Source organism: Erwinia plantamica, from assembly GCF_043420595.1.
In the GTDB taxonomy this organism is placed as follows: Bacteria; Pseudomonadota; Gammaproteobacteria; order Enterobacterales; family Enterobacteriaceae; genus Erwinia; species Erwinia aeris.
Genome location: NZ_JBGCUC010000001.1, coordinates 34,756 through 52,360 on the forward strand (window position 1 = coordinate 34,756; position 17,605 = coordinate 52,360).

Here is a 17,605-nt window from a genome sequence, read left to right on the forward strand (position 1 = left end):
GTCAGCTCAAGCCGCATCGTTTCCGACACGGCTTTGATAACGAAATGGCGACGGCGGGCTGAAAGCTATTACCGCATCGTTTCCGACACGGTTTGATAACGAAATGGCGACGGCGGGCTGAAAGCTATTACCGCATCGTTTCCGACACGGTTTGATAACGAAATGACGCTGGCTGGCTGAAAGCTATTACCGCGCCGTTTCAGGCATGCGTTTGACGACGAAATGACGACGGCTGGCCGGAAACTATTCTTCGCTACGCTGGTGGCCGAAGCGGTATTTCGCCAGCAGCATCAGCGAGGTCAGCACAGCCGGAATAGCCAGGCTGGAGAAAACTTCCGTAATATGCCAGCCCATCGCCAGCATCTGCGCGCCGGCAAAGGCGCTGAGAATCGCGCCCATGCGCCCTACGCCGTGCATCCAGCTGGAGCCGGTCGCGCGGGCGTGGGTAGGATAATAGCTGGCCGACAGCGCGTTCATGCCGGTATTAGCCCCGTTAAGGCAGAAACCGCTGCAAAAAGCGACCAGGCTCAGGATTAGCGTATTTGCCGGCGCGTAGCCAATCGCTACCGTCGCGATAGCGCCGGTAAAGTAGATGGCGGCCAGCGCCAGGTTGGCGTTAAAGCGATCCATCATCCAGCCGGCAAACAGCGAGCCAACGGTGCCGCCGGCCTGATACATGGCGGTCACCAGCGCGGCCTGCGTAACCGTCATGCCCATATCTTTCACCAGCGAAGGTAGCCAGCTGCCGATCAGATAGACCAGAAACAGCCCCATAAAGTAGCTGCCCCACAGCAGCACGCTGCCGGAGAGATAAGGTCGCGTCAGCACCAGCTTCACCGCGCCCTCGCGCTGCGCTTTTTCCGCCATGGCGAACTGGCTTCCCTGCTGTACCTGGCCCGGCGCCATTTTTTCAACTATCTGCCGGATGCGCTCTACGGGCGCCTGCCGCGACAGCAAAAAGCGCACCGATTCCGGTAACCATTTCAGCAACAGCGGCACGATCAGCAGCGGCAGCAGCCCGCCCAGAATCAGCACGGCGTGCCAGCCGTAATGAGGGATTAGCCAGGACGCAGCAAAGCCGCCGCCCGCCGCGCCGAAGGTAAAGCCGCAGAACACCACGGTAATAATGAAAGCGCGCTTGCGCTCGGGAGAGTATTCCGCCACCAGTGTGCCCACGTTGGGCATGGCCGCGCCCAGCCCAAGGCCGGTAAGAAAGCGGAACAGCATCATCTGATCGGCGTTATGCGAAAAGGCGGTCGCCAGCGTCCACAGGCCAAAGAAAAAAACGCTGCTGATGATGATGACGCGACGGCCAAAGCGATCGGCTAGCGGGCCGGCAAACAGGGCGCCCAGCGCCAGACCGATCAGCGCGGCGCTGATGATAGCGCCCAGCTGCTGCGTGGTGACGCCCCAGGAAACCTTAAGCGCCGGCGCGATAAAGCCCATCAGGGCGATATCCATGCCGTCCATCGCCACTACCGCAAAGCAAAGGGCGATAATACGTTGCTGATAACGAGTGACGCCGCCTTCGTTGATCAGGGCGCGGACATCTGTCGCAACAATACTCTCCACGTTAACGCTCCATGGCCAGCAGTGTGCAAAGCGGCTGGCGTCGGTTCCGAAAAAAAGTGTTGGCTATCATAACGGATTGTTATCGATTTCACCCGGTGAATTACCCGTTTGCGTAGCAATTTCCCCGAAAAAAGCAAGCATCCGCAAGGAAAAAAAGGGCTTTTATCAGTAAAGGTGATGAGGCTATTGCCTCCGGGCGGCGAAAAGTGATGGAAAAACGCCCTTATGTTAATGAAATTTTGCAATAAGGTTAACAGTATTCCAACGCGCCGCTTGCCTGCCCGCCACCTTGCTGACTACGCTGCAGTTATGGAAAAAAATTACCTGTTTAATCAGCGCATTCGTCTGCGCCATCTGCATACTTTTGTCGCCGTGGCGCAGCAAGGCACGCTGGGGCGCGCCGCCGAGGTGCTGTCGCTTAGCCAGCCTGCGCTGTCAAAGACACTGAACGAGCTGGAAGAGATGGCCGGGGCCAGGCTATTTGAGCGAGGCCGTCTTGGCGCGCAGCTGACCACGGCGGGTGAGCAGTTTCTGACCCATGCGGTGCGGATTCTGGATGCGCTTAACCATGCCGGTCAGTCGCTCAGCCCTATGGCCGCGCGCGATCCGACCGTGCTGCGCATCGGCGTGTTAACCACGGTAGCGCTGGGGATGCTGCCTTCAATCCTGGAGCGCTTTCACCAGCAGCAGCCCAGAACGCTGGTTCAGGTCGCTACGCTGCACAACAACGTGCTGCTTGCCGGACTGAGAGCGGGCGAATTTGAAGTTGGTATTGGTCGCATGGCCGAAACGGAGATGATGACTGGGCTAACCTACGAGTTGTTGTTTCTGGAGTCTTTGCGGCTGGTGGTAAGGCCCGAACACCCACTATTAAGTGACAACGTCACGCTGTCGCGGGCGCTTAACTGGCCCGTAGTGATTTCGCCGGAGGGCACCGCGCCGCGCCGTATCGCCGATGCGATGCTGAAAGATCACGGCTGCCGCCTGCCGGACGCGGTAGTGGAAACCTCTGCGACCTCGCTCGCCCGTCAGCTGGCGCTTCGCTATAACTATGTCTGGTTCGTGCCTTCCGGCGCGATCAAGGACGACCTGCTGCATAATGCGCTGGCCGCGCTGCCCGTCGCCTCACATGGGCCGGGCGAACCGGTCGGCATTATTACCCGTACCGGCGCGCCCCTTAGCCGCAGCGCCGAAGTGCTGATGGCGACCATTCGTAAATCCCACTCCGGCTAGCGGCTGCGCTTGGCGTGCCGTTCGCGGTTGTCCAGGCGCGCCTGCTCGCTTTTACGTAGCCCCACATAGCAGGCGCCGTTGCCGCCGTGCTGCGGCTGAGCGCTGCAAAACGTCTGCACCTGATCAAACTGCTGTAGCCAGCGCGCCAGATAGCTGCGGACGATATTGGCGTGCGATTCATCCTCTTTGCCTTTGCCATGCACGATCAGCAGATTGCGGTAATTTTCGCGCTCCGCCTGCAGCATAAAGCTGTAAAGCGACTGACGGCAGATTTCCACCGGCTGACGCAGCAGATTAAGACTGGCATCGATCTGATATTTGCCCAACCGCAGCTTATCCAGCACGCCCTGCTGGATCCCCTCCGCTTTGTATTCCAACGGCGTTTCCCGGGGGATAACGGTCAAAAAGCCGCTGGTCAGCGGATTATCCAGCTGCTGCTCTTCCTGGCGCTGGCGAGGCGATTTCGTCGAAGGGGATTTTAACCAAAGAATGTTGCTGCAATCCTTGAGCGGCGTAACGTCTTCCATCGCGTCTTTAAACAGGTCTTCATCATTAAAGCTCATGATACAGGTTCCCCGGTGGCCACGATTAAGGATAGTGTAATGGTATCCTCACCGGGCCGCTCTGGCAAAACTTCAGGCGGACGCCGCCAGCGCATAACGTGCGCTCGCCTCGTCGGTGACCAGCCCGCTGATCCAACCGCCCTTTAGCACGGCGGCTATCGCCCGATGCTTTTCGCTGCCTCCCGCAAAGGCGACGATATTGCGTTGGGTATGGGCCGTCAGCCGCACGCTGGTCAAACGGCTGTCCAGAGCGGTTGCCGCTCTTTCGCCTTCCTCACCGATAAAATGGCCAAGCATCTCTGCGGCCACCCGATCCGCCAACAGCGTGGTCACTTCATCGTCGCTGATAAAGCCATCCGCGTTCAGCGGGCAGCCCGGCGAAACCTGACCAATGCCGACAAACATAATATCCGCCTGGGCGGCCTTCTCCGTAACGGTGCGGTAGATGCGATGATTGCACCACAAATCGCGATCGTCGACGCTGTCGGCATACAGCGGCGCGGGCAGGATAAAATAGCGTCCCTGCGTTTTTTCCGCCATCCACAGCGGCACATCATAACGGGTGCAGGAGCCGTCACTGGCGATAGCGCCGATCAACGAAACGCAGCTGTGCTGCGGCCTGTCCAGCTCTGGCAGCTCGTTGATAGTGGCCCGCAGGGTTCTTCCGGATCCTACCGCGACAATTTGCGGGCGCTCGCTTTTCAGCGTTTGCGCCATCACTTCCGCACCCGCTACGGCAATCATCTGCTGTAAGCCGCCGCCTTCCACATTGCCAGACGGCACTACCTGACAAAACGCCAGGCTGAATTTTTCCTGTAGCTGCTGCGCCAGCGTCATGCAGTCGGCCACGGCATGATTGACGCTGACGCTCACCAGCCCCTGTTCTGACGCCAGCGCCACCAGCCGCTGCGCTACCTGACGCGATACGCCAAGTTTTTCAGCGATATCCTGCTGGGTTTCTCCCGCCACGTAATACATCCAGGCTGCTCTGGCCGCCAGATCCAGCTTTTTGTCGTGCTTGCTCATTGTGATATCCCACTCCTTAAGCCCAGTCCGAATAATTGCCCGGTTGACGGGCAAAAGCAAATTTTGTGATCGCTCCCGCAGACCGTTGGTAAAAAATTCACCAGGCTGTAACGCAACTAAGCAAAAGCTCAACACAAGAGCAAAAGCCCATTTACAGGAGAGAATGATGACCGCTGCTTCCCCCTCTGTCTGGTTACATATCGGCGCCGGTTCTTTTCATCGCGCCCATCAGGCCTGGTATCTGCATCGTCTGTTGCAGCAGGACGGCCCGCGCTGGGAAATCGCGCTCAGCAATATTCGCGATGATGCCGTGCCCTTGCTGAATGCCCTGACGCAGCAAAACGGCGAATACGTGCTGGAAACGGTCACCCCAACAGGCGAACGTCAGTATGAGAAAATTACCTCAATCAAACATATCGTCCCGTGGGACGCCGGGCTGACGGCTATGGTTGCGCGAGGCGCAGACGCCGCCACGAAAGTGATCGCCTTTACCGTCACCGAGAGCGGCTACTACCTGGACAGCGACCACCGTCTCGATCCGCGTCACCCTGATATTACCGCAGATTTGCAGGGCGAAGCGCGCACGCTTTATGGCGCGTTACGCCGCGTTTTGCAGGCGCGAATGCAGGCGCACGGTCAGCCGGTTACGCTGTTAAACTGCGATAATCTGCGGCATAACGGCGAGCGTTTCCGTGAGGGCTTTCTCGCTTTTCTGCGTTTATGTCACGACGATGCGCTGCTGGCGTGGGTAACGGAGCAGACGACCTCGCCCAATACGATGGTGGATCGCATCACTCCGCGCCCGACGGCGGATATCGCCCCGCGCGTGCTGGAAGCGACCGGTTTTGCCGACAGCGCACCGGTTATGGGCGAAGCCTTTATTCAATGGGTGATTGAAGATAACTTTGCCGCCGGACGACCTGCACTGGAGAAGGTCGGCGTGACCCTGGTCGACTCCGTTCTGCCGTGGGAAGAGGCAAAAATCCGCATTCTTAACGCCAGCCACAGCTGCATCGCCTGGGCAGGGACGCTGGTCGGACAGGACTTTATTCACCAGAGCACGCAGACCCAGGCGATCAAAGAGATGGCCTGGGAGTATGTGACCCAGGACGTTATTCCCTCGCTGTCGCCCAGCCCGCTTGAGCTGGAAGCATACCGCGACGTAGTGTTGGCCCGCTTTGCCAATCCTTATATCCGCGATACCAACCAGCGAGTCGCGGCGGACGGCCTGTCAAAAATCCCGGGATTTATTACGCCGACCCTGACGGAATGCTACGCCCGTGGCGAGACGCCTCGCGCTACGGCGGTGCTGCCCGCGCTTTTTTTCCTGTTTTTACAGCGCTGGCATCGCGGCGAGCTTCCTTATGTCTATCAGGATGGCGCGCTGGAAGCAGAAAGCTGGCACCGCATCATGGCAAGCCCGGACGCGCTCGCACGTTTTGCCGCCGACGAGGCGCTGTTTGGCCCGCTTGCCCACGATACCGCCTTTGCCACGCTGCTGGCGGAGACGGTTGCCACGCTCGATGAATGGGCCAAAGTCCCTCAACCGGTGAACGAGTAAGGAGTCGGTAATGTATCTCGGGATCGATCTTGGCACCTCTGAAATCAAAACGCTGGTTATCGATGCCGCAGGCGAAATCGTGGCCGCCAGCGGTGTAAAACTGGACGTACAGCGGCCGCAGCCCCACTACGCGGAGCAGGAGCCGCACAGATGGTGGCTGGCGCTGGAGCAGGCCATTGACGAGCTGCGCCAGCAGGCTGGTGCTCGCTGGCAGCAAATCCGCGCCATCGGGCTTTCCGGCCAGATGCATGGCGCGGTGCTGCTGGACAGGGAAAATCAGGTATTGCGCCCGTGCATATTATGGAACGACACGCGTAGCGCAGCCGAGTGCGAGGAGCTGACGCAACGGGCTGCCGACCTGCACAGCGTGGCGGGCAATTTAGCGATGCCCGGTTTTACCGCGCCGAAGCTGCTGTGGGTCGCCCGCCATGAACCCGAGATTTTTTCTCGCATCGCCAGCGTTCTGCTGCCTAAGGACTATCTGCGCTGGCAGATGTGCGGTGAAAAGATCAGCGATATGTCCGATGCCGCCGGTACGCTGTGGCTGGATATCGCCAGGCGCGACTGGTCGGATGCCCTGCTGGCGGCCTGCGGGCTGAACCGCGACCAGATGCCGCGGCTGACGGAGGGATCGCAGCCCGGCGGCAGGCTACAGGCTGATGTCGCGCGGCGCTGGGGCTTGCAGGAAGGTATAGTGATTGCGGGCGGCGGTGGCGATAACGCGGCCAGCGCGGTCGGGCTGGGGGCGATCGAACCCGGCGACGCTTTTATTTCCCTTGGCACCTCCGGCGTGCTGTTTGCGGTCAACGATCGTTTTCGTCCCGCGCCCGCCTCGGCCGTACACGCTTTTTGCCATGCCTTGCCCGATCGCTGGCACCAGATGAGCGTCATGCTGACGGCGGCCTCCAGCCTGCGCTGGCTGTGCGATCTGCTGAACGCCACCGAAACCGATCTGCTGGCCGAGGTGGCGGCGCTAAGCGAGACGGTTCAGCGCAGCGCCCCGCTCTTTTTGCCCTACCTTTCCGGTGAACGCACGCCGCATAACGATCCGCAGGCCACCGGCGCGTTTCATGGTCTGACCCATGCCACTAACCGTGCAGCGCTGGCCTATAGCGTGCTGGAGGGCGTCGCCTTCGGCATTGCCGACGGCCTACAGGCGTTGCGGGCGGCGGGCACCGAGCTGGAAAGCTGTTCGTTGACCGGCGGCGGCGCGCGAAGCGGGTTCTGGGCGCAGCTGATTGCGGATACGCTGGATCTGCCGATAGTTACCCATCAGGGCGGCGAAGCGGGCGGCGCATTGGGCGCGGCGCGTCTGGGCTGGCTGGCCGACGGCGGCGATCCGGCCGAGGTCTGCCGTAAACCTGCCGTGCTGCGGCGCTATCTGCCCAATGCGCTTCGTCATCATCATTTGCAAAGGCGGCTCGACCACTTCCGCCTGCTCTACCAACAGCAGCGCGATGCTCGCGCATCCGGTTTCTGAACACTGATGCGGACGCCTCAGGCGTCCGTCACCTGCACGCCTGAGAGGAAATATGATGAAATCAGCCAATAACTGGTTCGGCCTCCCCTTGTCGTTAATATGGGGTTATATCGCCATCGCCGTCTTTATGAGCGGAGACGGCTTTGAAATGGCTTTCCTGTCGAAGCACATTACCGATCTCGGCTTTTCGCCCGCGCAGTCTGCGCTGGTGTTCACGGTTTACGGCGGCGCAGCGGCGCTGGCGGCCTGGAGCTCCGGCGTAGTCGCGGAGATCATTACGCCGCAGCGCGCAATGCGTATCGGTTTTCTGCTGTGGGTAGTGATGCATATTCTGTTTATGACGCTGGGCCTGGGGCTGCGCAACTATCCGCTGATGCTGCTGTTCTACGGCATTCGCGGTCTTGCCTATCCGCTGTTCATTTATTCGTTTGTGATGCTGATTGTGCAGAACGTGCCTAAACACCAGCTCTCTTCCGCCATGGGCTGGTTTTGGGCGATGTATTCCATCGGCATCGGCTGCGTCGGCAGCTATCTGCCCAGCTTTACCATTCCCTGGCTCGGTGAAACCGGCACCCTGTGGTTTGCTATCGCCTGGGTAGCGGCTGGCGGGCTGATGGCGATGACTCTGCTGCGCAAGGTCGGCGGCGAGAGCGAGAAAGCCAATCTTTCCCCACGTGAAAAACTGACCGAGCTGTCGCGGGCCGTGACCATTCTCTTCACTAACCGCAACATCTTCCTGGCCTGCCTGATCCGCATTATCAATACGCTGTCGCTGTTTGGCTTTGCGGTGATTATGCCGATGCTGTTCGTCGGGCGCCTGGGCTTTACCATGTCGGAATGGCTGCAAATCTGGGCGGTATTCTTTTTCGTTACCATCTTCACCAATATTATGTGGGGCGTGCTGGGCGAATATATCGGCTGGATCCGTCAGGTGCGCTGGTTTGGCTGCCTGGGCTGCGCGATTTCCAGCCTGGCCTTCTATTACCTGCCGGTGACCTTTGGTCATAACTTCTGGATGGCGCTGGTGCCCGCCGTCATGCTGGGCATTACAGTCGCGGCGTTTGTGCCGATGACGGCGGTATTTCCCGTGCTGGAGCCGAAGCATAAAGGTGCGGCGATCTCCATCTACAACCTCTCCGCTGGCCTGAGCAATTTTCTTGCGCCCGCCATCGCCTCGCTGGTACTGCCCTTTTTTGATATCAAGGGCGTGGTCTGGACCTACACCGCGCTTTACCTGTTAGCCGGGGTGCTGACGTTGATTATTCAGGTAGAACAACCCTCCAGAAAAAGCGCTAAAAACAACCTTAATAACTACGGTTCAACGGCCGCGACGCCCGATAAAACGTAGGTTTGGCTTTTGGCACTTTTTTAAACGGGACGTCACCAAAAGTGACGTCCCTGTTTTTTATGTGGCTAAAAAGGCCTGGATGAGTTCCCTTTGCTGAGCAAAAAATGTTAAAATTGACCTCAATCAATAATCACTCGAGCCAACACTATGATCCCGGAAAAACGTGTTATCAACAGACGTATCCAGTCTGGCGGTTGTGCGATTCACTGTCAGGATTGCAGCATCAGCCAGCTCTGTATTCCTTTCACGCTGAACGAGCACGAACTCGATCAGCTGGATAACATCATCGAGCGCAAAAAGCCTATTCAGAAAGGGCAAACGCTGTTCAAAGCCGGTGACGAACTGAAGTCGCTGTACGCCATTCGTTCCGGGACCATCAAAAGCTATACCATTACCGAACAGGGCGACGAGCAGATCACCGGCTTTCACCTGGCGGGCGATCTGGTAGGCTTCGACGCCATCAGCGGCGGTCAGCACCCCAGCTTTTCTCAGGCGCTGGAAACCGCTATGGTCTGCGAAATTCCTTTTGAAACCCTGGACGATCTGTCTGGCAAAATGCCCAGCCTGCGTCAGCAGATGATGCGGCTGATGAGCGGCGAGATTAAGGGCGATCAGGAGATGATCCTGCTACTGTCGAAGAAAAATGCGGAAGAGCGTCTTGCCGCCTTTATCTATGGCCTTTCCCGCCGCTTCGGCGAGCGCGGCTTCTCCCAGCGCGAATTCCGTCTGACCATGACCCGTGGCGATATCGGCAACTACCTCGGCCTGACGGTTGAAACCATCAGCCGCCTGCTGGGCCGCTTTCAGAAAAGCGGTATGCTGGCGGTGAAAGGCAAATACATCACTATCGAAAATCATGAGGTGCTGTCGCAGCTGGCTGGTCAAAGCCGCGCGATTGCCTGATGCTATGCCGGACTGGTTCGCCAGTCCGGCTGCTTTTCTTCGACCGGTGACCCGGTGCGTTAATCCATCTGTTTTTCCATTCTCTGGCCCGGTGCGTTAATCCGGCCGGTTTTTCATTCTCTGGCCTGGTGCGTTAATCCGCCTGTTTTTCCATTCTCTGGCCCGGTGCGCTAATCCGCCTGTTTTTCCATTCTCTGGCCCGGTGCGCTGACCTGGCAGTTTTGTCCATCCTGCCGCTTGATTTGCGTCTTTTCACTCGCCCTTCACTATGCTGTCATAGCCCCCGTTTAGCCGTTTTCGCGCGGTGGAAAAGCGGGCAGACGACCGTACCAGCCGCTTTTAGCGATCCTTTTGTTATAATATTGATCTGGCTATAACTTTTTCTTTCTTTCCCGACGTTGATTGGGCTATCTTTTAAGCTAACCAGCGTATGGAGGACCCGTTATGGCTAAGTACCAAAACATTCTCGTGGCGATCGACGCGCAACAGGACGACCAGCCAGCGCTGCGCCGTGCTGTCTATCTTAATCAGCGCCTCGGTGGTCAGATCACGGCTTTTCTGCCTATCTATGATTTTTCTTACGAAATGACGACGCTGCTGTCGCCCGACGAGCGCGTCACCATGCGCAAAGGGGTGATCAGCCAGCGCACCGAATGGATCCGCGAGCAGGCAAAAGCCTATCTGGCCGCGGGCGTGAACATTGATATCAAGGTGGTCTGGCATAACCGCCCCTACGAGGCGATTATTCAGGAAGTGCTGGACGGCGGCTACGATCTGCTGCTGAAGATGGCACATCAGCACGACCGACTTCAGTCGGTGGTGTTTACGCCTACCGACTGGCACCTGCTGCGCAAGTGTCCCTGCCCGGTATGGATGGTAAAAGACCAGCCCTGGCCGGAAGGCGGCAAGGCGGTAGTGGCGGTAAATCTCGCCAGCGAAGAGCCACATCACGACCCGTTGAATACTCAACTGGTCAAAGAGACGCTGGAGCTGGCGAAACAGGTCAACCATACCGAAGTCCATCTGGTTGGCGCCTATCCTGTTACCCCGGTAAATATCGCCATTGAGCTGCCCGACTTCGATCCCAGCGTTTACAACGATGCGATCCGTGGTCAGCACCTGCTGGCGATGAAGGCATTACGGCAAAGCTTCAGCATCGACGAAAAGTTTACTCATGTAGCAAAAGGCCTGCCGGAAGAAGTGATCCCGGACCTGGCGGATCGGCTGGACGCTGGCGTGGTGGTGCTTGGCACTATTGGCCGCACCGGACTGTCAGCGGCTTTCCTGGGCAATACGGCGGAGCAGGTTATCGATCATCTGCGTTGCGATCTGCTGGCGATCAAGCCGGAAGGCTTCGTATCGCCGATCGAACTGGATGATGACGAAGACGACTGATCGTTAGTCAAAAAAAAGGCCGGGGAACTCCCCGGCCTCTTACCTTCAGCGCCTGTTACAGCGCTTTCAGAATGGCATCCACCGTGGCTTTCGCATCACCAAAAAGCATCTGGGTGTTGTCACGAAAGAACAGCGGGTTCTGCACGCCGGCATAGCCGGTGTTCATGGAACGCTTAAAGACCACCACGTTCTGCGCTTTCCACACTTCCAGCACCGGCATCCCCGCGATTGGGCTACGCGGATCTTCCTGCGCCGCCGGGTTGACGGTATCGTTGGCGCCAATCACCAGCACGGTATCCGTTTCGCTGAAGTCGTCGTTGATTTCATCCATTTCCAGCACGATATCGTAAGGCACCCGCGCCTCGGCCAGCAGCACGTTCATATGGCCCGGCAGACGTCCGGCGACCGGATGAATGCCAAAGCGCACCTTAATGCCCTGCGCACGCAGCTTCTCGGTGATTTCCGCTACGGGATACTGCGCCTGCGCTACCGCCATCCCGTAGCCTGGGGTGATGATCACGCTGCGCGAGTTTTTCAGCAGTTCCGCCGTTCCCTGCACGTCAATTTCGCGGTACTCGCCCGCCTCCTCGCCTTCGCCGGTCGAGCTGCTGTCGGTGCCGAAACCGCCTGCGATAACGCTGATAAAGGAGCGGTTCATCGCCTTACACATAATGTAAGAGAGAATAGCGCCGCTTGAACCGACCAGCGCGCCGGTCACGATCAGCAGGTCGTTGCTGAGCATAAAGCCCGCCGCCGCCGCCGCCCAGCCCGAATAGGAGTTGAGCATAGATACCACGACCGGCATATCCGCGCCGCCGATGGAAGCCACCAGATGCCAGCCGAACGCCAGCGCAATGATGGTCATCAGCAATAGCGCAAAGCCCTGCCATCCCGTGCTGTCGGTGCGCACAAAGATAATCAGCAGGCAAAGCGATACCACCAGCGCCAGCAGGTTAAGCCGGTGCCGGTGCGGCAGCGCCAGCGGCCGGGAAGAGAGTTTCCCGCACAGCTTGCCCCAGGCGACCAGCGAACCGGTGAAGGTCACCGCGCCGATAAAGATACCGATAAAGACCTCAGTGAGATGAATGTTCTCTATCACCGCATCCATTCCGGGCGCGTGATAGAGATAGCTGTTAAAGCCCACCAGCACCGCAGCCAGGCCAACGAAGCTGTGCAGCACCGCCACCAGCTCCGGCATTTCGGTCATTTCGACCTTTTTTGCCAGCCGCACGCCAATCGCGCCGCCGATCACCATCGCCAACAGCACCCAGCCGACGCTGCTGCTGTCGGGGCCAAGCAGCGTCGCCAGCAGCGCAATCGCCATGCCGCTGATGCCAAACAGGTTGCCCTGCTTAGCGGTTTCATGCTTCGACAGCCCGGCCAGGCTGCAAATAAAAAGAATTGCGGCAACAATGTATGCTGCAGTCACTAATCCGCCAGACATTGATTACCCCTTAGTTCTTACGAAACATTTTCAGCATGCGCTGAGTCACGGTGAAGCCACCGAAGATATTGATGCTGGCAATCAGCACGGCAATAAAGGAGAAGAAGCTGACCCAGCCGCCGTGCCCCATTTGCAGTACCGCGCCGACCACGATGATGCCGGAGATAGCGTTAGTGACCGACATCAGCGGCGTATGCAGCGCGTGGCTGACGTTCCACACCACGTAGTAACCCACCACGCAGGCGAGCGCGAACACAGTAAAATGGGTCAGGAAGGCGGGCGGCGCAACGTTAGCGAGCCAGCCGAACAGCACGATAGCCAGCGCAAACAGCGCATATTTTCGGAAGGGTGAAGCGGGTTTCGCTTCTGGTTTCTCTGGCGCTTTGGCGGCCGCAGGCGCCGCTTTCGGCGCGGCGGAAACCTGAATCGGCGGCGCAGGCCAGGTGATTTCGCCCTGGCGCACCACGGTTACGCCCCGGATGACCACATCGTCGAAGTCGACAGTAATCTCGCCATTCTTCTCCTTGCAAAGCAGTTTAAGCAGGTTGACGAGGTTGGTGCCGTAAAGCTGTGAGGATTGACCAGGCAGGCGGCCCGGCAGATCGGTATAGCCGATAATTTTCACGCCGTTTTCAGTTGTGGTGACCTGGTCCGCTACGGTCAGCTCACAGTTGCCGCCGGTTTGTGCCGCAAGATCGACAATAACGCTGCCTGGCTTCATGGCAGCCACCATGTCGGCAGTGATCAGTTTCGGTGCAGGTTTGCCGGGGATTAGCGCAGTGGTGACAATGATATCCACTTCCTTCGCCTGCGCGGCGAACAGCGCCATTTCCGCTTTAATAAAGGCCTCTGACATCACTTTCGCATAGCCGTCGCCGCTGCCCGCCTCTTCCTCGAAATCGAGTTCAAGGAATTCCGCGCCCATGCTCTGCACCTGCTCTTTCACTTCCGGGCGGGTATCAAAAGCACGCACGATAGCGCCAAGGCTGCCTGCCGCACCGATGGCCGCCAGCCCGGCGACGCCTGCGCCGATAACCATCACCTTAGCCGGTGGCACTTTGCCTGCGGCGGTGATCTGGCCCGTAAAGAAGCGGCCAAACTCATGCGCGGCCTCGATGATCGCACGATAGCCGGCGATGTTAGCCATCGAGCTGAGCGCATCCAGCGACTGCGCGCGGGAAATACGCGGCACCGCATCCATCGACATCACGGTGACGTTGCGCGCCGCCAGCTTCTCCAGCAGCGCCGGATTTTGCGCGGGCCAGATAAAGCTGACCAGCGTACTGCCCTCACGGGTTTGCGTAATTTCTTCATCCCCGGGCGCGTTGACTTTGAGCACGATATCCGCCTGCCAGACGGCGTCGGTATCGACCAGCGTAGCGCCCGCTGCGGCATAAGCGTCGTCGTCAAAGCTGGCTAACCTGCCTGCGCCCCGCTCCACCGCCACGCTGAAGCCCAGCGCCAGCAGCTGCTCAACCGTTTTGGGCGTGGCGGCGACTCGCGTTTCATTGGGCAACCGCTCTTTGGTAATTCCAATCAGCATAGTATTCCCTTTCATCAGAGGTAAGACGATTTCTTACTGCGGCGGCGCGGCTTAAGCGCCACCTGTTTTACTGCGAACACCTTATAAACTACTGAAAACGGCACGGTCATACCAGCCGTTGCCGTACCGTTTGCCCTTTTTATATCTGAAAAATTCGGCGCAGGCGGCAAAAACGCGATTTTCAGCGCTTATTTCGCGATGTTCCTCGCATAATCTGCTAAGGAAAAGTAACAAAACGGTAAAGAAGCGGCGACAAAAGGTAATATTTAACAGCCAATTAACTGTAATAACGATAGTATTTAGTGGCTTAAGTGGTAAAGCCGTTGGCAAAGGTATTATTTAACATTTTTTTAATATAACCTGCCGCCGCTGCGTTTATCGCGGTGCCGCCTGACTCAAAATGGCTGAGACAGGACGCATTATTACATGCAATAATCGAGAGCTAATCTGTTACACATCAAGAGTCCAGCACGTTTTCGTACTCATTTTTTTTGCGCAAGGCGAAGGATTATTTTTATGAAGCTGAAGATTACTATTCTGGCATCAGCCCTGTTGTCGCTCACCTCACTTTCCGCTTATGCGGCCCAGGAACTGACGCCGGAAAAAGCGGCGGCGCTGAAGCCTTTCGATCGCATCAGCATTACCGGCCGTTTTAATGCCATTAACGAAGCCAACGAGGCGATTTCAAAACGTGCCGACGAGCTGGGCGCGAAAGCTTTTTACGTACAAAGTATTAACGACAGCAACAACAATGGCGGCAACTGGCGCGTGGTGGCGGATATCTATCGCGACGATGCGCAGCCGGCGCCGAAATCGCAGGATCGCGTGATCAATGGCGTGCGCGAGCTGACCAAGTCGGAAGCCTATAAGCTGGAACCCTTTGATACGGTTTCCGTCAGCGGCTTCTACCACAGCCAGCCGGACGTTAACGACGCTATTACCCGAAAAGCGAAAGAGAAAGGCGCGGCTTCGTTCTTTATTATCCGTCAGATCGACGCCAACAGCGGCGGCAATCAGTATATTACCGCCTATGTTTACAAAGCCGATGCGAAAGCGCGCCAGGTGCAGTCTCCGGATCTGATCCCGGCCGATTCTCAGGCAGGTAAAGCTGCCATCGCCGCAGGCGGTACTGCCGCGAAGGCTGTGCAGATCCCCGGCGTCGCCTCTTCCGAAACGCCAAGCAATAAAGTTGGCCGCTTCTTTGAAACGCAGTCCTCCACCGGCGAACGCTATACCGTGAGAACGCCGCAGGGCAAAAGCGTGCAGGAAGTCAACGCCATTACCGCAGCGCAGATGCAGCCGTTCGACAGCGTAACCTTTACCGGCCACTTCGGTACGCCTACGGAGATCTCAGACGCCGTGGGCCGGGCCGCGATTGAGAAAGGCGCCAAGTATTATCATATTACTCGCCAGTGGTCTAACCAGAGCGGCGGCAACCTGACCGTTTCTGCCGACCTGTTTAAGTAAGCATCAGCAAAGGCGCGCCTGTACGTCTGGCGCGCCTCTCTCAGGCAAAACGCTACAGCGCTCACCGCCGCCCCGCTGCATAACTTCCCGCCATAATTTGCATACTCAATCACTTTTCGCCCTCTTTCGCATTGCATCTCGCTGGGCCACTCCGTAAAATCGCCGCCGGTTTCAGGGGATCTCTTCGGGTTTAGCCGTGCAAAGCGTATAAATTGCGAGCCATTCATCCTGTTATGGTTTTTTATTCTGGTTTTGGGATGCTTTTTTGGACAAAAAATTAGGTCTTACCGCGCTGACGGCGCTGGTACTGAGTTCCATGCTGGGCGCCGGCGTTTTTAGTCTGCCGCAAAATATGGCGTTAGTGGCCGGCCCGGCGGCGCTGCTGACGGGCTGGGCGATCACCGGCGTCGGCATTATTATGCTGTCGCTGGCGCTGCTGCTGCTGACCCGCCTTAAACCCGAGCTGGACGGCGGCATCTATACCTATGCCCGTGCCGGTTTTGGCGAGCTGGTCGGCTTCTGCTCGGCCTGGGGCTACTGGCTGTGCGCGGTTATCGCTAACGTCTCATATCTGGTGATTGTGTTCTCCGCCCTGAGCTTCTTTACCGACTCGCCGGGCCACGTGGTGTTTGGCGATGGCAATACCTGGCAGGCCATGCTGGGCGCTTCGGTGCTGCTCTGGCTGGTGCACTGGCTGGTGCTGCGCGGCGTGCAGACGGCGGCGAGTATTAACCTTGTCGCCACCCTGGGCAAGCTGGTGCCGCTGGGGCTGTTTGTGGTGCTGGCGATAGCGGCCTTCAATCTCGATCGTTTCCGCTTTGATTTTTCAGGTATCGAGCTGGGCGTGCCGGTTTGGGAGCAGGTCAAAAACACCATGCTGATCACGCTGTGGGTGTTTATCGGCGTGGAAGGAGCGGTAGTGGTTTCCGCGCGGGCGAGGAATAAAAAAGATGTGGGACGCGCCACGCTGCTGGCGGTAATTGCCGCGCTGGTGGTCTATCTGTTGGTTACGCTGCTTTCTCTTGGCATTGTGCCGCGAGCGGAACTGGCCCAGATGCGTAATCCTTCGATGGCGGGCCTGCTGAACCGCCTGATTGGCTCATGGGGCGATATGGTTATCGCGCTGGGGCTGATCGTCTCGGTTAGCGGCGCCTATCTCAGCTGGACGATTATGGCGGCGGAAGTGCCGATGCTGGCGGCCGGAAACGGCACCTTCCCGCGCTCGCTGGCGAAACAAAACGCGCGCGGCGCGCCCTCTGCCTCGCTTTGGCTGACCAATCTGAGCGTTCAGGGCTGCCTGATCCTGATTTGGCTGACCGGTTCCGATTACAACACGCTGCTGACCATCGCTTCCGAAATGGTGCTGGTGCCCTATCTTCTGGTCGGTGCCTACCTGTTTAAAGTCGCTCGCGCGCAGCAGAAAACGGCGGCGCTGATCGTCGCGTTGGGTGCCAGCGCCTACGGTTTGTGGCTACTGTACGCCTCCGGGCCGCTGCACCTGCTGCTTTCCGTGGTGCTTTATGCGCCCGGGATGCTGCTGTTTATCTGGGCGCGCCGCAACGGCCGGGGAAATGGCTATCTGAATAAACTGGAAAAAATAGCGATGGGCGTGCTGATTGCCGGTGCTGCACCGGCAACGTGGATGCTGCTGCGTTAGTGAGAAAAAGCGGGCATGGCGATCGTTAACCGATCGTCATGCTGTTCCAGCGAAAGTGGCTTGACGTACTCTTCGCGGATAGCCTCAAGCTGCTGTTCAGAAAGCGGATAAGGCAGCAGGATTTCAAAGCGTTCAATGTGCTGTTGTTCAGCCAGGGTTATCAATCGGGCGATATTTATCTCATCGCTTACCTGGGTAGAAATGATTTGCAGCGCCAGCGCTTTCAGCCTTTCCGATGGCGGACAGGACTGGTCGGGCGAGTTTTTGGTCACCATGCCGAAAATAGGCATGACGCCGTAAATAGCGTCGACAAAGCTCCAGCGTTTTTTACAGGAAGCCGCGAGAAAATCGATATAGTTCAGGCAGATATGGCAATCCCGTCCCGTTGAAGCCAGCTCTTTATCAGACACCCT

14 protein-coding genes are annotated in these 17,605 nt (G+C 58.0%); 8 read left to right on the plus strand and 6 right to left on the minus strand.

What is annotated here, in order from left to right:
* Positions 1–243: 243 nt before the first annotated feature.
* Positions 244–1,572 (minus strand): MFS transporter, encoded by a 1,329-nt coding sequence (locus AB3U87_RS00140; RefSeq protein ID WP_301251694.1) that lies wholly within the window; start codon positions 1,570–1,572, stop codon positions 244–246.
* 309 nt (positions 1,573–1,881) lie between these two features.
* Here AB3U87_RS00140 and AB3U87_RS00145 point away from each other — a divergent pair, with 309 nt between their 5' ends.
* Complete coding sequence (locus AB3U87_RS00145; RefSeq protein WP_394148033.1) at positions 1,882–2,805, plus strand: LysR substrate-binding domain-containing protein; 924 nt, start codon at positions 1,882–1,884, stop codon at positions 2,803–2,805.
* Here the strand turns inward: AB3U87_RS00145 and smrA are convergent.
* On the minus strand, positions 2,802–3,368 hold the full coding sequence (gene smrA / locus AB3U87_RS00150; protein ID WP_253453983.1) for a DNA endonuclease SmrA: 567 nt from the start codon (positions 3,366–3,368) through the stop codon (positions 2,802–2,804). The genes AB3U87_RS00145 and smrA overlap by 4 nt on opposite strands.
* A 72-nt stretch (positions 3,369–3,440) precedes the next feature.
* The gene (locus AB3U87_RS00155; RefSeq protein WP_253453982.1) at positions 3,441–4,394 is read right to left on the minus strand and encodes a sugar-binding transcriptional regulator; all 954 of its coding nucleotides are present in this window, start codon (positions 4,392–4,394) and stop codon (positions 3,441–3,443) included.
* 166 nt (positions 4,395–4,560) lie between these two features.
* On the opposite strand from AB3U87_RS00155, the gene dalD reads away from it, so the two are divergent.
* The 5 genes from dalD to uspE all read left to right on the plus strand — a co-directional run bounded on the left by dalD (position 4,561) and on the right by uspE (position 11,081).
* Positions 4,561–5,955 carry a D-arabinitol 4-dehydrogenase gene (gene dalD / locus AB3U87_RS00160; RefSeq protein ID WP_253453980.1) on the plus strand — a complete coding sequence of 465 codons (1,395 nt, stop codon included), beginning with the start codon at positions 4,561–4,563 and terminating at the stop codon, positions 5,953–5,955.
* A 10-nt stretch (positions 5,956–5,965) separates the two neighbouring features.
* Entirely contained in the window at positions 5,966–7,435 is a 1,470-nt protein-coding gene (xylB, locus tag AB3U87_RS00165) for a xylulokinase (RefSeq protein ID WP_394148035.1), read from the plus strand.
* A gap of 55 nt (positions 7,436–7,490) precedes the next feature.
* Positions 7,491–8,783, plus strand: a complete 1,293-nt coding sequence (locus AB3U87_RS00170) for an MFS transporter (RefSeq protein WP_253453976.1) — start codon at positions 7,491–7,493, stop codon at positions 8,781–8,783.
* Positions 8,784–8,930: 147 nt separating this feature from the next.
* On the plus strand, positions 8,931–9,686 hold the full coding sequence (locus tag AB3U87_RS00175) for an FNR family transcription factor (RefSeq protein WP_125287641.1): 756 nt from the start codon (positions 8,931–8,933) through the stop codon (positions 9,684–9,686).
* A gap of 444 nt (positions 9,687–10,130) precedes the next feature.
* A complete protein-coding gene (gene uspE / locus AB3U87_RS00180; RefSeq protein WP_253453971.1) occupies positions 10,131–11,081 on the plus strand; it encodes a universal stress protein UspE in 951 nt (316 codons plus the stop codon).
* A 55-nt stretch (positions 11,082–11,136) separates the two neighbouring features.
* On the opposite strand, the gene pntB is transcribed toward uspE, so the two are convergent.
* Both pntB and pntA read right to left on the minus strand, forming a co-directional pair.
* On the minus strand, positions 11,137–12,525 hold the full coding sequence (pntB, locus tag AB3U87_RS00185; RefSeq protein WP_301251688.1) for a Re/Si-specific NAD(P)(+) transhydrogenase subunit beta: 1,389 nt from the start codon (positions 12,523–12,525) through the stop codon (positions 11,137–11,139).
* 10 nt (positions 12,526–12,535) lie between these two features.
* Positions 12,536–14,068, minus strand: a complete 1,533-nt coding sequence (gene pntA, locus AB3U87_RS00190; RefSeq protein WP_253453967.1) for a Re/Si-specific NAD(P)(+) transhydrogenase subunit alpha — start codon at positions 14,066–14,068, stop codon at positions 12,536–12,538.
* Positions 14,069–14,584: 516 nt separating this feature from the next.
* Between pntA and ydgH the strand changes: the two genes are divergently transcribed.
* Together ydgH and AB3U87_RS00200 are read left to right on the plus strand one after the other, a co-directional pair.
* On the plus strand, positions 14,585–15,535 hold the full coding sequence (gene ydgH, locus AB3U87_RS00195) for a DUF1471 family protein YdgH (RefSeq protein ID WP_253453965.1): 951 nt from the start codon (positions 14,585–14,587) through the stop codon (positions 15,533–15,535).
* Between the two features lie 265 nt (positions 15,536–15,800).
* Positions 15,801–17,192 carry an amino acid permease gene (locus AB3U87_RS00200; RefSeq protein ID WP_253453963.1) on the plus strand — a complete coding sequence of 464 codons (1,392 nt, stop codon included), beginning with the start codon at positions 15,801–15,803 and terminating at the stop codon, positions 17,190–17,192.
* Here the strand turns inward: AB3U87_RS00200 and AB3U87_RS00205 are convergent.
* Positions 17,189–17,602, minus strand: a complete 414-nt coding sequence (locus AB3U87_RS00205) for a hypothetical protein (protein WP_125287647.1) — start codon at positions 17,600–17,602, stop codon at positions 17,189–17,191. The two genes, AB3U87_RS00200 and AB3U87_RS00205, sit on opposite strands and share 4 nt — an antisense overlap.
* Positions 17,603–17,605 lie beyond the last annotated feature (3 nt).